This window comes from Streptomyces sp. NPDC000404, assembly GCF_040300365.1.
Taxonomy (GTDB): domain Bacteria; phylum Actinomycetota; class Actinomycetes; order Streptomycetales; family Streptomycetaceae; genus Streptomyces; species Streptomyces ramulosus.
In genome coordinates, this window is sequence record NZ_JBEPDN010000002.1 from 140,532 (window position 1) to 156,385 (window position 15,854).

Annotated in this window: 16 protein-coding genes and 1 pseudogene; 13 read left to right on the plus strand and 4 right to left on the minus strand. The window is 71.8% G+C overall.

All coding sequences use genetic code 11. The features are described from left to right. Positions 1–486: 486 nt before the first annotated feature. Positions 487–1,113 carry an SMI1/KNR4 family protein gene (locus ABT345_RS03745; RefSeq protein ID WP_345081361.1) on the minus strand — a complete coding sequence of 209 codons (627 nt, stop codon included), beginning with the start codon at positions 1,111–1,113 and terminating at the stop codon, positions 487–489. Between the two features lie 80 nt (positions 1,114–1,193). Between ABT345_RS03745 and ABT345_RS03750 the strand changes: the two genes are divergently transcribed. Beyond that, positions 1,194–1,319: a hypothetical protein gene (locus ABT345_RS03750; protein ID WP_345081364.1), complete on the plus strand. Its 126-nt coding sequence runs from the start codon at positions 1,194–1,196 to the stop codon at positions 1,317–1,319. 407 nt (positions 1,320–1,726) lie between these two features. Here ABT345_RS03750 and ABT345_RS03760 read toward each other — a convergent pair whose 3' ends face one another. Continuing rightward, complete coding sequence (locus ABT345_RS03760) at positions 1,727–2,056, minus strand: hypothetical protein (RefSeq protein WP_345081370.1); 330 nt, start codon at positions 2,054–2,056, stop codon at positions 1,727–1,729. A gap of 205 nt (positions 2,057–2,261) precedes the next feature. On the opposite strand from ABT345_RS03760, the gene ABT345_RS03765 reads away from it, so the two are divergent. Next, positions 2,262–3,299 carry a C40 family peptidase gene (locus ABT345_RS03765; RefSeq protein ID WP_345081372.1) on the plus strand — a complete coding sequence of 346 codons (1,038 nt, stop codon included), beginning with the start codon at positions 2,262–2,264 and terminating at the stop codon, positions 3,297–3,299. A 135-nt stretch (positions 3,300–3,434) separates the two neighbouring features. Here the strand turns inward: ABT345_RS03765 and ABT345_RS03770 are convergent, their stop codons facing one another. Further along, entirely contained in the window at positions 3,435–3,977 is a 543-nt protein-coding gene (locus tag ABT345_RS03770; RefSeq protein WP_345081376.1) for a class I SAM-dependent DNA methyltransferase, read from the minus strand. A gap of 122 nt (positions 3,978–4,099) precedes the next feature. On the opposite strand from ABT345_RS03770, the gene ABT345_RS03775 reads away from it, so the two are divergent. The 6 genes from ABT345_RS03775 (at position 4,100) to ABT345_RS03800 (ending at position 9,014) form a co-directional block, all read left to right on the plus strand. Next, positions 4,100–4,867, plus strand: a complete 768-nt coding sequence (locus tag ABT345_RS03775; RefSeq protein ID WP_345081379.1) for a GNAT family N-acetyltransferase — start codon at positions 4,100–4,102, stop codon at positions 4,865–4,867. A gap of 139 nt (positions 4,868–5,006) precedes the next feature. Beyond that, positions 5,007–5,516 carry a MarR family winged helix-turn-helix transcriptional regulator gene (locus ABT345_RS03780; RefSeq protein ID WP_345081382.1) on the plus strand — a complete coding sequence of 170 codons (510 nt, stop codon included), beginning with the start codon at positions 5,007–5,009 and terminating at the stop codon, positions 5,514–5,516. A gap of 427 nt (positions 5,517–5,943) precedes the next feature. Further along, a complete protein-coding gene (locus ABT345_RS03785) occupies positions 5,944–6,501 on the plus strand; it encodes an acyl carrier protein (RefSeq protein ID WP_345082508.1) in 558 nt (185 codons plus the stop codon). Next, positions 6,501–7,451 carry a thioesterase domain-containing protein gene (locus ABT345_RS03790; protein WP_345081385.1) on the plus strand — a complete coding sequence of 317 codons (951 nt, stop codon included), beginning with the start codon at positions 6,501–6,503 and terminating at the stop codon, positions 7,449–7,451. Before ABT345_RS03785 ends, ABT345_RS03790 begins: the two co-directional genes overlap by 1 nt. Continuing rightward, positions 7,451–8,002 carry a carboxymuconolactone decarboxylase family protein gene (locus tag ABT345_RS03795; protein WP_345081388.1) on the plus strand — a complete coding sequence of 184 codons (552 nt, stop codon included), beginning with the start codon at positions 7,451–7,453 and terminating at the stop codon, positions 8,000–8,002. Before ABT345_RS03790 ends, ABT345_RS03795 begins: the two co-directional genes overlap by 1 nt. A gap of 67 nt (positions 8,003–8,069) precedes the next feature. Next, on the plus strand, positions 8,070–9,014 hold the full coding sequence (locus ABT345_RS03800) for a hypothetical protein (protein WP_345081391.1): 945 nt from the start codon (positions 8,070–8,072) through the stop codon (positions 9,012–9,014). A gap of 446 nt (positions 9,015–9,460) precedes the next feature. Here ABT345_RS03800 and ABT345_RS03805 read toward each other — a convergent pair whose 3' ends face one another. Continuing rightward, positions 9,461–10,813 (minus strand): NsdA family TPR-like regulatory protein, encoded by a 1,353-nt coding sequence (locus tag ABT345_RS03805; RefSeq protein ID WP_345081394.1) that lies wholly within the window; start codon positions 10,811–10,813, stop codon positions 9,461–9,463. 811 nt (positions 10,814–11,624) lie between these two features. On the opposite strand from ABT345_RS03805, the gene ABT345_RS03810 reads away from it, so the two are divergent. The 5 genes and pseudogenes from ABT345_RS03810 to ABT345_RS03830 all read left to right on the plus strand — a co-directional run bounded on the left by ABT345_RS03810 (position 11,625) and on the right by ABT345_RS03830 (position 15,812). Further along, the gene (locus ABT345_RS03810) at positions 11,625–12,548 is read left to right on the plus strand and encodes a Rieske (2Fe-2S) protein (protein ID WP_345081397.1); all 924 of its coding nucleotides are present in this window, start codon (positions 11,625–11,627) and stop codon (positions 12,546–12,548) included. Between the two features lie 395 nt (positions 12,549–12,943). Then, complete coding sequence (locus tag ABT345_RS03815; RefSeq protein WP_351320953.1) at positions 12,944–13,114, plus strand: hypothetical protein; 171 nt, start codon at positions 12,944–12,946, stop codon at positions 13,112–13,114. Between the two features lie 35 nt (positions 13,115–13,149). Next, positions 13,150–13,476: a plasmid stabilization protein gene (locus ABT345_RS03820; protein ID WP_345081400.1), complete on the plus strand. Its 327-nt coding sequence runs from the start codon at positions 13,150–13,152 to the stop codon at positions 13,474–13,476. A 176-nt stretch (positions 13,477–13,652) separates the two neighbouring features. Beyond that, positions 13,653–13,991, plus strand: a pseudogene (locus ABT345_RS03825) (Orn/Lys/Arg family decarboxylase); the annotation flags it as partial. A 423-nt stretch (positions 13,992–14,414) separates the two neighbouring features. Then, positions 14,415–15,812 (plus strand): isopeptide-forming domain-containing fimbrial protein, encoded by a 1,398-nt coding sequence (locus ABT345_RS03830; RefSeq protein ID WP_345081403.1) that lies wholly within the window; start codon positions 14,415–14,417, stop codon positions 15,810–15,812. The last annotated feature ends 42 nt before the right edge of the window (positions 15,813–15,854 follow it).

Sequence of the window (15,854 nt, forward strand, 5' to 3'; positions counted from 1 at the left end):
CGAGGTTTCGAGCACCATCGTCCGCGGCAATTCATCGGGTCGCCATCCCTGTGCCCCCGGATGCGCGAGAGGCAATGCCAACGGCCGGGCGAAGGGCAGCTCCACAGGTGACAGCGCCACGCATCGATGCGTGACCGACCCGCGCCCCGTCACACCCGAAGCCGAAGCCAGGCCGGCCCGGAGGCCCGGAGGCCCGGTCGACGGAAATGCGTACCTGAAAAGATAGCAATGAGAGGTTTCCGGAATTCTCGGCGTCTTCATCGCACTGCGCCACTCCCGCGGCGACACGCCATAGCGCGGTGACATGCCATAGGCGGCGCGGAAAGCTTGGCTGAAGTGAGCCGGGCCGGTGAAGCCCCAACACCGGGTCCGGAGCCGGCCACCGGGTCCCGACGGGTGGTCCGGATGGAGAAAACCGGTTCTCGGCGGTCCCGACGAAGCCGTACACAAGGCGCTCCTCGGGGCGGAAGACGCCGAGCGGTGCATTCAGGCCGTCAGGCGGGTCCAGAGGTGCACGTCGTCAGGGTGGATCCTGCTGCCCCACACAAGGGCGCCTTCGACGAGTCCGGGCTCGTCAGAGGTCGCCAGACCGGGGTTTTCGAGAGAATCGGCCATCTCCTCAAGGAATTCGGTCAGCGACTCGTATGCGACTTCGGGGTGGTGCTGCGCGTAGCGGGTCCAGCGGCACAGTCTTCCGGATTCGGCGTCCAGGTAAAGGCCGGAGGTCTGATCGTCGGCCGAGAAGGAGAAGACGGGGATCCAGGCCGCGCGCCAGGTGACGGCGGAGTCGGTGTAACGGCGCTGAAACTCCATCTCCTGGCCGTACTTCGTGGCAACCGTCTCCAGGCGCATCAGGGCGTGGCCTCCCATGAGGAAGGTGGAGTGCCGGTCTGCCCGGGTTCCCGCGCAGCGGGCCCACAGGGCGCTGAGGGAGGAGGGTATGCGGGCACCGGTCTGCCTCTGCAGAGCGGTGACGGTATCCCGGGAGGCGCCGCCGAGGAGCAGGGTGCGGGTGCGCGGGGCATGCCGGGCGATCCAGGTTTCGATGCGGGCCCAGGCGTCTGCTACCTGCCGGGCTTCGATGTCCCGGGTGCGGGGTATGCGGCCGGTCACCGGTTCTCCTTGCGGTCGCGGTGGTGGTTGCCCGGGACAGTACTCGTTGAGGTCCTCGTCGCCGTACTCAGCGAAGGGCCATGACACCTGCTCGACCGCCCGGCACCATGGGCACCATGGACGCGCCGAGCACCGACTGGATCACCATCGCAGCCTACGAAATCCTGCCGGGCCGCCTCCACCCGATGGCCGCTGCCCGCGCTTGACTGCGAGACCGTGGCATCGACTGGATGCCCTTCGCCCCGGACGAGATCCGATCGAATACGGCCTGCGGCATCGGCGCTGACGGACACCGGCACGGCTGGTTCGATGTCAGCATCCACGCGAGCGCGCTTCGACGGCTTGGACTTCACCCCGACCAACCCACCGCCGACGTCACCGGTGCGTCCCCACCTCGTTGGTGGCATGCCACCGCAGAACGCGACGCTCACCAGCACCCACAGAGGCCGCTCCCGAAACAGGCGCCCTGCCTCACCTCCTAGCGTTTTTGCTGGCCAGGTGTGTGAGCGGAGTACCACCTGCAGACCAAGAACCTTCTCGTGTCGTACTCGCCCAAGAAGCTGGGGTTCTTCCAAACACGGACAAGGAGGCGTCTGGCCAGGGAGAATTCCCGTCAGGCGCCCCTTTCGCGCTTGCCGTGGGACGCGAGCGCACCGGGCGGCCACGGCCGAGCCCGCACCACCGACGGTGAGAGATACGCCTGGGCGACCGAGAGGGTTCCGTCGAGTGCGATGAGGGCGTTGCGAGCGAACTTCGGCGGGTCCGCGTACCGCTGCTCGGAGTTGCATCGGTCGGCCCAGAAGGCCATCAGGTCGCCGTCCCAGCCACCGATGTCGCCGCCGTTCGCGGACTTCGGGGTCTTCCTGCCCAGCCCGAGGTTCAAACGCCGCCCGGATTCCGCCCGGTTGAGGTACGACGTACGGCCGCCCAGGACGGCACACACCTCACGGACCCGATCGCACGCAGCCGCCTCCCGCCCGCGATCCCCGAAAAGGGGACTTTCCATCCAAACAATTGATCTAATCGTACGAACTTCATTAAGGTCATGCGCCAACCCCCCGTTCAGTGCTCACTCAGACGGAGTGACGGCGGAAGGCCCCGCCCGTCGGCGAGTTGGCAGGCGGTTGAAGGAGCAAGGAGTTCGTCCCGTGGCGTCCCATCGTCGGCCCAAGCACCCCAGCCGAACGCGTATCACCGTCCTGACCACCGCAGCAGCCGCCGCCGTGGCACTGAGCTCACAGACCGCCAACGCCGCGCCCCACCAGAAGCTCAACAAGGACGAGGTCAAGGCGGAGGTCGACAAGCTCTACGAGCAGGCGGAGCAGGCCACCGAGAAGTACAACGGGGCCAACGAGGAGCGGCAGAAGCTGCAGAAGGGCCTCTCCTCGATCCAGGACGGTGTCGCCCGCTGCCAGCAGGAGCTGAACGCGATGCGCAACGGCCTGGGTTCGCTGGCCAGCGCGCAGTACCGCTCCGGAGGCATCGACGCCTCGGTCCAGCTCTTCCTGTCCTCCGCCCCGGACGACTACCTGGACAAGGCATCCAGACTTCACCAGTTGAGCGCACAGCAGGTTGCCGCCTTGAAGCAGATCCAGGACAAGCAGCGGGAGATCGTCCAGGCACGGGCCAAGGCCACCGAGAGACTCAAGGACCTCGCCGCCACCCGTACCGAACTGGGCCACAAGAAGCAGGAGATCCAGAGCAAGCTCGCCGAGGCCCAGCGACTCCTCAACACCCTGACCGCCAAGGAGAAGTCGGCCCTCGCCGACGAGCAGGAGCGGGCCAGCCGCTCCGCCACCGAGCGCGTGCAGCTCGGCAACGACACCTCCGCCTCCGGCCGGGCGGCCGCCGCCTTCGCCGCCGCCCAGGGGCAGCTCGGCAAGCCGTACTTCCGCGGCGGCACCGGCCTCGCCTCCTACGACTGCTCCGGCCTGACCTCCTGGGCCTACGCACAGGCCGGCGCCCACCTGCCGCGTACCTCCGAGGAACAGGCGGGCATCGGGACCCGTCTCACACGGAGCCAACTCCAGGTCGGTGACCTGGTCTTCTTCTTCAACGACCTGCACCACGTCGGCCTCTACGCCGGCAACGGCCAGATCCTCCACGCCCCTCGCACCGGCACGGTCGTACGGTACGAGTCGATGGAGACCATCGGCGGACCGTTCATGTTCGGCGTCCGCGTCTGACGCGTCCTCACTCAGGTCCCGCGTTTGACGCGTCCTCACTCAGGTGAGCCGCCCGCGCCTTCGGCGAGAAGACGCGGGCGGAATCCTCGTATGCGCGCGGCAGGCGCTGCCCCGGCCGCCGGGCGCCGCGGCCGGTCAGGGCCTGCGGTGCACGGAAACCGCATACGGGCCGCCGGCGTAGGGCTCGCGTGACCAGGTCGCATACCTGGCCTCCGGCACGAGCCCCGCCTCGCGGCAGTGCGCGTCGTAGTCGTCGAGACCGTAACCGCGGTCCAGGGAGAACCCGGCGACGAGGTGCCCTCCCGGCCGGACGTGCCGGGCCGCCCCGGCCACCAGGTCGGCCTCCGTCCCGGGCGGGGTGAACAGCGGGACGTTGCCGGCCATCACCACGACGTCGAAGGTCCGGCCCAGATCGAGGCCGACCAGGTCCCGGCGGTACCAGCGGATCTCCGCCGCCCGGCGCCGCGCGGTGTCGAGCATCGAGGCATCGGCGTCCACCCCCGTCACCTCGATCCCGTGCCGGGCCAGCTCCACGGCCACCCGCCCCGTGCCACAGCCAGCGTCGAGAACGCTCGCCGGCGCGAAGGCCCGGACGAACACGGCCTCACCGTGCACGTCCTCCCCCGCGGCAGCCATCCGATCGAACCGGTCCTGGTAGTCGTCACCGTTCCACGTCATGGGCCCCACCTTGGCACACCGGTCATCCGCCGCCCCGGGCCGTGGCCACCCGCTTCGGCGGGGCCGTCCCGGCCGGCTCATTTTCCGTTGCCCCGTGCGCCCGGTGATGCTGGAGTGAGCGGATGGATCAGGACACAGTGCTGGCGGTCTTCGATCGCGAGATGCGACAGGGCATCCGGGCCGATGGGCCCGGAGCCCGGGTGGAGCAGGTGGGCGGCGTCGTACGCCATGTCGGCGCGGACGCCGACGGCTGGAACGGAATCGTCTGGTCGGACCTGGACGAGGCCACTGCGGACGCCGCGGTCGCGGAGCAGGTCGAGTACTTCGCCTCGCTCGGGCGCGGCTTCGAGTGGAAGCTGTACGGGCACGACCGGCCGGCCGACCTGCCTGGGCGGCTGCGGGCAGCGGGTTTCGTACCCGAGCCCGAGGAGACGCTGATGGTCGCCGGGATCGAAGACCTGCCCACGAGCGTCGAACTGCCCGAGGGCGTCCGTCTGCTCCCGGTGACCGATGCTGCCGGGGTCGAGCTCGCGGTGACCGCGCAGGAGCGGGCGTTCGGCGCAGCGCGGCCGTACCACCGGCAGCTGTTGCTCGGCCGGCTGTCCGCCGGTTTGCCGCCCGCGGTCGTCGCGATGGCCGGTGACGTGCCGGTGAGCGCCGCCCGGCTGGAGCTGCACCCCGGTACGTCCTTCGCGAGCCTGTGGGGCGGGGGCACCGTGCCGGAGTGGCGCGGCCGGGGCGTCTACCGGGCCTTGGTCGCCTTCCGCACCCGCATCGCCGCCGAACACGGCTACCGCTACCTCCAGGTCGACGCGTCCGACCAGAGCCGCCCGATCCTGCAACGCCTCGGGTTCGTACCACTGGCCACCACCACCCCGTACGTACGCTGACCTCCACCGGAACGCGGCACCGGCGCCGCGACCGCGGCCACCGGCCCGGCCGGGCACGTCCGCCTCGGCCCCGCCCGCACCCCGACCACTGGTGGAGGGCGATTGACGCGATGGGCCCGGAACGTGGCACTCTCCTGAGGTGGTCAATCAGGATGATGAAGTGAAGGGCGGGGAGCGCGGCCGGCCGAGGGCCAGTTACGAACTTCCGCTGCTGCTGTTCGCGGGATTCCGCACGCTCATCGACGAGGTGCACACCGAACTGGCTCGGCAGGGACATCCGGATGTGCGTCCGGCCTTCGGTTTTGCCCTGCAGGCGGTCGGCCGTGGAGGCAGTACGGCGAGCGATATCGCCCGCCGCCTGGGGATCTCCAAGCAGGCGGCGAGCAAGACCGTCGACCGCTTGGCCATGCTCGGTTACGTCGAACGTGCCGATGATCCCGCCGACGCCCGGCGCAGGCTGGTGCAGCTGACGGAGCGTGGGTACGACCTGCTGGCACGGTCGGCGGCCATCTTCGACCAGTTGCGTACGGGGTGGGCCGCCGTGCTCGGGGAGGAGCGCCTGCGGGCGATCGAGGACGATCTGGGTGCCGTCGCGGCGCCTGGGGCGTTCCGGCTCGACGCGGCGGGGTGGATCGGCGGAATGGGCTGACCGGGGTTCCCGGGCACTCCTCGGGCGGGGGTGAGTCCGTGGCCGATGTTCTGGGGCGCGGCTCGCCACGCACAGGACCTCAAGGTGTGTCCCAGTTCACATTCACCTGACGGCCGGGACGCCCCTCGCGTAGGACGTCGCGGCTATCCGCACAGGTGGAGGGGTTGCACAGAGAGCGGCGGAGAGGTCCGCGATCCCGGGGCGCGCAGTAACTCCCCGTGAAGAACTGGCCCGTACATCTCCGCGGCAAAGTTGCGCGGCCGACTCTTTTGATACCGTCAACCTCGTTGACGATCATCAGGGGATTCGGGGGGTTCTCCGTCATGTCTGCAGCACAACTGCGCCGTAAATCGAGCGATTTGCTCTCGGCCACACTTCTTTCCGCTGTCGAGATGATCCGGTCCTGTACGGGAAGGGCGTGACCGGCATGCCCATGACTGACATGCCGACGACGTCGAACACCACGGACATCGCGACTGTCGCGGACTGGATCCTGTCCTATCTCGGCGAGGAACTATCCGTTCCGGTGAGCCGGTTGGCACATGAGGCGACCTTCTCGTCGCTCGGCCTCACCTCTCAGGACGCGGTGACCATGGTCAGCCGCCTGGGGCTGCATCTCGGCCGCGCCATTCCCGTCGCCACGCTATGGGCTTTTCCCACGGTGAACGGACTCGCGGCCGCAGCGGTGTCCGAGAAGCCGGACGCCGGCGTGCCGGGGAGCCGGCACGTTGCCGACGCGCAACGGAGCGAGCCGTTGACGGTCGTGTCCATGGCGGCACGCCTGCCCGGCGCCGACTCCGTCACGCAGTTGTGGGAGCTGCTGCACGCCGGCGGGGACGCGATCGGCCCGCCCCCGCCGGGGCGATTCCCGCATGCCGGGGAGGCGGTGCCCGACGCGGGCTATCCGGGCCGGCGAGCGCCCCCGCGGGCCGGGACGACGACTTCTTCGCGCTCGGCGGCAACTCGCTGCTCGGCGTCCGGCTGATGTCCCGCATCCGGACCGCCCTGGGGGTCACGCTCCCCCTGTCGGTGCTGTTCACGCACTCCACGGTCGCGGCCATGGCCGAGGCGATCCGCAGCGGACAGGCATCGCGCACGGTGCTGGTGCCGATCACCTCCCGGGGCGGTGGCCCCACCTCGTACTGGATCCATCCCGTGGGCGGCGACGTCGTCTGCTACCGCGACCTGGCGCAGCTGATCGGCGTGCCGGTGACCGGGGTTCAGGTACCCGACGGCCTGCCCGCCACGGTCGGCCTCGCCGAGCTCGCGGACCTGTACGCCGAGGCGATCGCCGAGGACGCCACGGGCCCGCAGGTGCAGGTCGCCGGGTGGTCGATGGGCGGGGTCCTCGCGTTGGAGGTGGCCGAGCGGCTGGCCGCACGGGGCTTCACCGTGGCGCCGGTCCTCGCGATCGACCTGATGGAGCACCCCGACGAGGACCGCGGCCAGGTGTCCCACGCCGAGCTGCTGGCCTGGTTCGCGCGGGACGTCGCACACATCGCCGCGCTGCCCGACCCCCTGGCCGGATGCGATCTGGCGCAGGAGGAGAGGCCCGACGACGTACTGGCCGAACGGCTGCGCTCCGGCGGGCTGCTGGACCCGGACACCGACGCGGAGACCATCGGTGCCCTGGTGGGGCGCTTCACCGTCAACTCCCGTGCGCTGTCCGCCCACCGGCCCGGTGCGTACAGCGTTCCCGTGGTGCTGATCCGCGCCGGCCAGGGAGCGTCGGAAGCGGTGACGGCCGCGTGGGCCACCCGTCTCAAAGACCTGGTGGCCGTCCATACCGTCGACGGCGACCACTACTCGGTGTTCCGGCCCGACCGGATCGATGCGCTCGCCACCGCGGTGCGCGCGAGCTGGGACACCGGCACCCAAGACCACCGAGTGGCAAGCCCGTCACTCGGCTCGGACCCCTCAGAGAGGAAATCCTGATGACCTTCACCCGCCACGACGCCTCCACCGCCCCGGAGAAGTCCCGCCCCATCGTGGAGAACACCGCCAAGGGCTTCGGTTTCCTGCCCGCGCCGGTGGCGATGATGGCGGAGTCGCCGGAGCTGCTCGAAGCGTTCATGACCGGCAACGGGCTGTTCAACAAGACGAGCCTGAGCCAGCTGGAGCGTGAGGTGTTCATCCTCACGATGGCCACCACCGTGGAGTGCCACTACTGCGTGGCCATGCACTCCTCCATCCTGGCCCGCTCGAAGGCCGACGCGTCCCTGATCGAGGCGCTGCGTGCCCGTACGCCCCTGGACGACCCGAAGCTGGAGGCGATGAGGGTGTTCACCCTCACCGTCATGGACGGTCACGGCTACGTCGAGCCGGCGAAGATGCAGGCGTTCCTCGACGCCGGCTACACCCGCCGCAACGCGCTGGAAGTCGTTCTCGGACTGGGCGTCTACACCATCTCGACGTTCGCGAACCGCATGACCGAGGCGCCCGTCGACGAGCCCTTCAAGGCCTTCGAATGGCACGCCCAGCACTGAGCACCGCACCTCGCACACCGAGCACTGAGCACTGAGCACTGAGCACCAATGAACGGGGGAACTCTGCATGAAGATATCCGGACGCCGAGCGCGCTGGTCGCTCCTCGGCCTCGCATGCGGCACGACGGCGCTGATCGGGCTCGCACCGATGGTCTCCGCCCTCGGCACCCCGGCCACCGGCCCTGCCACCAGAGCAGCCGGGGCCGGGGCGGCGGAGGACGGGGGTGATCTGCCGGCACTGACGCTGTTCAACAAGGTCTCCCTCGGTGACGGCTTCGTTCAGACGCTCTACGCCACCGACGACACCAATCATCCGAAGGTCCTCGCGGTCAAGGTCGACGCGGCCGCCATGAAGACGCTGCCGACGACGCCGACCAACGACGGCCAGACCTGCTTCGACAAGGACAACAACGGCATCGACCTCGAAACGGACTGTGCCAGCGGCCACGAGCGGGACCTGTGGTTCCCCAAGCTGCCCGGCCTGCCGTTCCAGTGGATGATGTTCGACTGGCAGCGCAACGGCCACGGCCCCAGCCATGTCTTCGACAAGCCGCACTTCGACTTCCACTTCTTCATGCAGGACTTCACGGAAAGGAACAAGATCCGGACAGGGCCCTGCAACCTCGTCATCAACTGCGACGACGAGAAAACCGCGATGAAGCCCGTCCCCGAGCAATTCATGCCCCCGGGCTGGGGAATGCCCGGAGCCGCGGGCCGCATGGGAAACCACATCATCGACCCCAACGCGGCCCCCGCCAACGGCGGCCCCTTCACCCAGGCCTTCGCCTACGGCACCTGGGACGGCCACGTCACCTACTGGGAACCGGTCGTCAACAAGGACTGGATCACCACCGAGAAGCCCGCCAAGGCCTGCCAGCCCATCACCCAAGCGCCGGAGGTGGAAACCACCGGCTACTACCCCACCCAGATGTGCACGCGCTACAGCACCGCGGGTGACGTCACCTTCACCCTGGAGAACTTCACCTCACGCACCGCACCCGACAACGCCTGAGCACCACACACCGTGCCCCCATCTCACGTCACGGGTGGGGTGGGGGCACGGTGCCGCCCGGGGCCGGGGCAGGAACCCCTCCGGGAGGAGGCCTCCTTCTCCACGGAGTGCAGGGCGTCGGACCGTCGGTCACGGTGTGCGGCGGCGTCGTACTTCCGGGGCGCGGGGCCGGCCCGCACGAAGCTTCCGGGTGAAGCAGTCGGGCGGACGCGCCGCGTCCGGGTGATGCGGGTGACGGACGGGGAGCGTCCGAGCCAAAAAGCGGAGCAAGTACGCAATGAATCACATGTGACTGATCCCGTGGACATGGCAATGGCCCTGCTGGGCGGATTCCCGACGGCGGCGCCCTCGGAGGGTGGCGCGGAGGAAGGCCGTACGACGTACGGACGCGGCGACGGGCCCGGCGGCCCGGACCCGGTCCTCGCCTCACCCGTCCGGCCCCGGTCTCAGCCCGCGGTCGACCGCAGCGCCTCCCGGAAGGTCCTGACCTGCCCGTTTGCCTGGTAGGGCGCAAGGCGGTGGGCGAGCCGGGGCAGGGTGCCGTGGGCGGAGCCCGGCGCCAGCCGCCGGTGCTGGCGCAGCGCCTTGAGGGCGTGGTCCGCGGCCCCGTCGACCTCGTCGAGGGCGAGCAGGGTGTCGGCGATCCGGGCGTGCAGCAGGGTGCGGGCCTTGTGGTGGTCGGCGGGGCGGCGGGTCAGGGAGAGTTCCAGCTCCCCCAGGGCGGCGCGGTGATCCCCCAGGCAGGAGAGCACCTCGGCGCGTTGGTAGCGCAGCGCGGTCTCGGGATAGCTGGTGAAGGGGCCTTCGGGACCGGTGGCGCGGGCGAGGCGGGTCTCGGCCGTCAGCAGATCGGCCCCGGCCCCGCGGCCCCGGCCCGCCCCCGCCCCGGCCGCCGCGCGCCCGGCGTGCAGATACGCACGGACGGCCTCCGGCACGCCGCCTCCCGCGAGGTCGACGGCCATGTCGGCGAGGGCGGCGGCCTGTTGGTGGTCGCCGAGGCGGTGCGCCTGCACGCTCAGGCAGCGCAGCACGACGGTGTACGAGGCGAGGTCGCCGGCGGTGCGGGCCAGGGCCAGCGCGACGTCGTAGTAGTGCCGGGCGAGGGCCGGCCGGCCGACCTCATCGGTGCGTCCGGCGAGCAGCAACGTGAGCTGGGCGGCGCCGGTGAACAGGGCGCGGCGGACGGTTGGGTGGGCGGGGGCGGTCAGCAGCGGCACCGCCTCGGCGGCGAGGAAGGCCGCGAGCGCCGGCCGGCCATGGGCGCCGCCGTAGCGCTCTCCCAGGACGGCGGTGCGGAGCGCGGCCTTCTCCAGGCGGCCCGGGGCGGCGGCGGGCACCCGCGGCGCGCGGGGGTCGGCCGGAGGGAGTTCGGGGCGGCGGCCGCCCCATCCGGTGTGGAGGCGGGGCGGGTTGGCGAGGGCGGCGGAGGCGAGGGCGCCGCGCCGGACGGGGTCGGCGTCGGCATGGCAGAGGGCGGCCAGCCGGCGTACCGGGTCGCCGCCGCGCAGCGCCGCGCGCAGCACCGGGGCGGCACCCGATGGCGGTTCGGCGAGTCCGGTGCCCTGAAGCGTGACGCGGCGGCCCAGACGCTGGCCGAGGACCTGGCCGATGAGATGGGCGACCGGCGGTCTGGGGCGGACCCCGTCGAGCCAACGGGCCACCGAGACATGGTCGTAGCGCAGCCGCAGGCCCTGGACGGCGCCGAGGGCGTTGACGGCCCGGGCCAGGTCGGTGGCGGACCAGTCGGCCTCGGTCAGCAGGGCCGCCAGCATGCGGTTGGGGTGGCGCGGGAGCGTCATGGCTGTCTTCCTCGCTCACTGATCGGACCGGAAGGATGATCTCGGCACGCACCTGGCGTCCCGGCAATCGCAGCGGCTTTCCGCGCTTTCACGCCGCCCGCTGCGATCAGGCGTTCCGCCTCGGCCCGTTTCATGGTCCCGTTGGCGTACGGCTCTTGTCTACGGCCGAACGCGGCGCAAGGGCGCGCAACGGACACCGCAAGGCCCCTCGGAAGAGTTCCGGTGAAGCCGTCAGGGATCAACGCGGTACGTGACCTTCACCGAGGACGAGGCGGCCGAAGGCGGGCGCGGTGAGATCCGTGACGTGACGAGGGAGTCGTCCGCAGCCCCGAAGAAGGCCCCGGGGGCGGCGAGGGCGAGGCGGAGAGGTGAGGAGGCCGGCCGCGGGGCCCGGTCGCGGAGCGGTCGGCGGGGGCTCCTCTCCGAGGGCGCCGCGTCCCCTCTGCCAGGCGGCACGGTGCGGCGGGAGGGTTTCGCCAGGGGTCCGGCGGGCCGGCGGACGCGCTCCCGCCATGGTGCGGACGCCCGGGGCCGCTCGGCCGGTCCTGCGGGGCTCCCCGCCGGTCCCTATGGTGGAAGAGACGGCCGTACGGGAGCCGGAAGCCGCGCCGTCCGGCGCTCACGCGGCATCCGGCGTCAACGAGCGCTGCACACCCGTTGCCGGGCGCGGAAACTCCCGGTCGGCGATGCGGCGCGCGGGAGCCGCGTTCAGCCGGGGCACGTCGCGTCGCGGGGCGGCGTACGGGTCCGCGAGGGCCGTGGGCGGCATCCCGCCGCGGCGGAAGGGTGAGCAACAGTGCGCAGGACAACCATGTGGCACGATCGGACCGCCGTGCGGATCGGTGAGACGGCGGTGTCCGAGCGCCCGCCGCTCTCCACCACCGTGGTGCAGACCCTCGACCGCCTGGGGCAGCTGACCCGCCTCGACCTGGTGGCCACTCCCCTCGCCCGCCTGGTGCGGGCCTTCCCTCTGGGGCGCATCCGGGACATCGCCCACGGGGTGCCGCTCGGCCATCCGCTGCATCCCTCGCTCGTCCAGCTGCCGCTCGGCACCTGGCTGTCCGCGGCCGCCCTGGACGCCCTGCCCGGTACGCGGCGCGAGGCGCGGTTCCTGGTGGGCGCCGGGGTCCTCGCCGCGGCACCGGCGGCGCTGGCCGGCTGGACGGACTGGGCGGAACTACATGCGGAGCAGCGGCGTACGGGGCTGGTGCACGCGCTCGCCGGCAGCGCGGCGACCGGGCTGTACGCGGCCTCCTGGGTGCAGCGCGGCCGTGGCCACCCGGCGCGGGGCAAGGCGCTCGGCTTCCTCGGGCTGGCCGCGGCCGGGGCGGGCGGCATGCTCGGTGGTCATCTGGCCTACCGGCAGGGCGCGGGCACCAACAAGGCCGTGTCCGTACCCGAGCTGGTGGCGGACCGCTGGTACCCCGTCGGGCACTTGGAGGACTTCCCCGTCGGGCAGGCGGTGCGGCGCATGGTGGGCGAGGTGGCCGTCCTCGTCGTACGGGAGGCCAACGGCCGGATCCTGGCCCTGGCCGACCGGTGCAGTCACCTCGCGGGGCCCCTGTCCGGCGGGCGGCTCTTGGACGGATGCGTGGAGTGCCCCTGGCACGCCAGCGTCTTCCGGCTGACGGACGGCGCCGTGGTACGCGGCCCCGCGACCGCCCCGCAGCCGTCCTTCCGGGTCACCGTCCGCCCTGGCGGCGCGGTCTGTGTGGCCCCGTCCGCTCCTTTGTGACACCGACGTCAGGCCCGGGGCGATCGGCCGTGCCCCGGGGAAATCCGTCGTGCGGGGAACGCTCGGTGGCGAGCTGCCCGATGCGCTCGGCGGAGGCGATGACGCGACGGGAGCGCGGACGGGTCTCCGGGCCGGTGCCGGACTCCCCGGGCCTCCCTCGGCGGGCCTCCCGGCCCCGTCGCGCCCGCTCGCCGGATGTCGCACAGTGGAGGAAGGGCGCGCGCCGCACGGGAGTCGTGCGCGAGCGCCGGGAGCCACCCGGGCGGCGCCGCAGGCAGCGCCTGCACCGCCTGCGCATACCGCGCTCGCGCCCCACCGCGCCGCATACCCGCACAGCACCTCGGTAACAGCACCTCGGTATCCGCCCGCGCCCGGCGACGTAAGGAGTGATGACCGTGTCCCACGGCGGAGACGAGATCGCGCCCGCCCTGCCGCACCCCGGCGCCCCGGGCGCCCCGCCCGCCACCAAGCTCCTGGCCCCCGGCCTCGTCGACCGCGCCCGGAACCCGGTCACGGGCCTCGCCGCCGCAACGGCCACGGCGGGCGGAAGGACCACCCGTACCTGAGCCGGCGGAAGGACACCCACGCCTGAGGAGGAGTCATGCCCGCAGGATCCAGCAGGAAGCGTGAGCGGCAGTACGAACACATCAAGGAGCAGGCCGAGGAACGCGGCACCTCCACGCGTCGCGCCAAGGAGATCGCCGCGCGCACCGTCAACAAGGAACGCGCCCGCTCCGGCGAGGCCAAAACCGCGAGCAAGGTCTCCACACAGGATCCGAAGTCGGCGCCCCAACGCGGTGGCGAACGCTCGCACAAAGGCCCGCAAGGGCCTACCCGCGACCAGCTCTACGAGGAAGCGAAACGCAAGAACGTCGAGGGCCGTTCGTATATGAACAAGGACGAGCTGCGCAAGGCCGTCGGCAAGTAGCGCGGCCCGGGTGGCCCCCACGGGCGGAGGTCGGCCGTGGCCGGGGGAAGTGCGCCGGCGGCCGGGCGGCATCGCCCGCCGGCCGGTGCCACGTGTGGCGGGGAGCCCGGCGCGCATCGGCGGGTGCCCGGGGCACGCGCATCGGCGGGTGCCCGGGGCAGCGGGGCGAGCGGCGGGCCGCCGCCGCGGACCTCCCTGCCGGCCCCGCCGTGGACGTTCCCGCACCGCACGCGCTGCGCATGGAGCAGGCGTGTCTCCCGCATGACGCATACTTCGGAGCCGTCGAGGACGTACGGGCCGGCGATGCGGTCGGGCGGGTCGCCGCCGAGATGCTGACGCCGTACCCGCCCGGCATCCCCGCGGTGCTTCCGGGCGAACGGCTCACCGCTCCCGTGCTGGACCATCTGCTCTCCGGGATCGCCGCGGGCATGAACATCCCGGACGCCGTGGACACCGGACTGCGGACGGTCAGGGTGTCCGCGGGCGCGGAAGACCGCGACGGCGCGGGCCGGTGAGCGGGCGGTGCGCCTCGCCCCGCCGTCGTGAGAGGACGCGTCGCCCCTGCCGCGCGGAGATTCCGTGGCCGTCGGGTGCCGCGTCCGGAGCGTCAACCGGCCCGGCGCCGATCCACCCTGATGCGGGGTGAACAGGGCTCGCCCGGCGGAGATTTCCGGCCTCGGCCCGCGCGGACCGGAGGGGGGCGGGAGGTGCCTGCGGCGGGAGCGGCGGGCCGTGGCCGGCAAAGGGGGCGGCGGGCCGCGCGCTGTCCGGCGGCAGGCGGCGCAAACCTGCCGCGCCGGCTCGTCCGAGTCCGCCCCTGCGGCGCTTTACGCACCCGGGCGCATCGGCTGCCCTGACAGGGTCCCGGTGCCGTCATGATGCCCTGAAAGGCGGCTGGTTGACGGCGCGTTGCAGTGTCGGTTCAGAAGGGGAAGAACATGACCACGCCTCCTCCTCCGCGCCGGGTTTCCCTGGCCAACGGCAGCTTCGAAGAGCCCGGCGTGACCGGTGTCGAGATCCTGCCGGACGCCTCGCAGACCCAGGCGGCCAAGCGCGTCCCGGGCTGGCTCACGACCGCCACCGACCACATGATCGAACTGTGGCACTCCGGCTTCCAGGGCGTCCCTGCGGCCGACGGCGCACAGTTCGCCGAACTCAACGCCAACCAGGTCTCCACGCTCTACCAGGACCTGCCGACCACCCCCGGCACCAAGCTGTACTGGAGGCTGTACCACCGCGGCCGTCTGGGGGACGACACCATGGCGCTGGACATCGGCGCCCCCGGTGCCGTGGTGCAGCAGCGGCGCTTCACGGACGGCAACACCGCCTGGGGCCACTACACCGGCACCTACACCGTCCCGGCGGGCCAGACGCTGACGCGCTTCGCGTTCCGGTCCGTCTCCGCCGCGGGCGGCAACCAGAGCATCGGCAACTTCCTGGACGGCATCTTCTTCGGCACGCCTCCCTACGTCGTGCTGGACAAGACCGCCGTCCCCGCCGGGCCCCTGGAGGTCGGCGACATCCTCACCTACCGCATCACCGCCAGGAACGAGGGCGGCGGCGCGGCCGAGAACCTCGTCCTGAGCGACACCGTCCCGCCGGGCACGACGTACCTGCCGGGCTCCCTGCACATCGTCGACGGCCCCAACGCCGGGCCGAAGACCGACGCGGAGGGCGATGACCAGGCGTACCACGACGCCCGGGCGAACCGGGTCATCTTCCATCTCGGCAACGGCGCCACCAGCGGCGGGGGCGGCAGCCTGCCCGACACCGAGACCCTCCCCGGCGGGACCACGGTGGAGTACCGGGTGCGCATCGACCGGGCCAGCGGCGGCAAGCAGATCAGCAACACCGCCACCGCGTCCTACGAGAACCGCCTCGGGGACACCCCGGAGCCGTTGACGTCCACCTCCAACGAGCAGATCACGCAGATCAAACCGGCCGCCGACCTGACCGTGACGAAGGCGGCCGACGCGACCACCGTCACCGTCGGGCAGACGGTGACCTACCGCATCACCGTCCGCAACACCGGCCCCAACGATGCCACCGGCGTCACCGTCACCGACCAACTCCCCGACGGCCTCACCTTCCTGTCCGCCGACGGGACCGGCGCCTACGACCCGGCCACCGGGGTGTGGCGCGTGGGCGACCTCGCCGACGGCGGTGCCACCACGCTCGTGCTGCGGGCCAAGGCCACCCGGGCCGGCCGGATCACCAACTCCGCAACCGCCCACGCCAACGAGACGGACCCCGACACCGCCAACAACACCGACACCGTCCTCGTCTGCGTCGAACCGGCCCCCGCCTGCTGCAACCCCTGCGCCACCGACGGCTGAGGCCCCTCCCCCGCCGGCCGGGCGTTCCCGAACGGGACGATC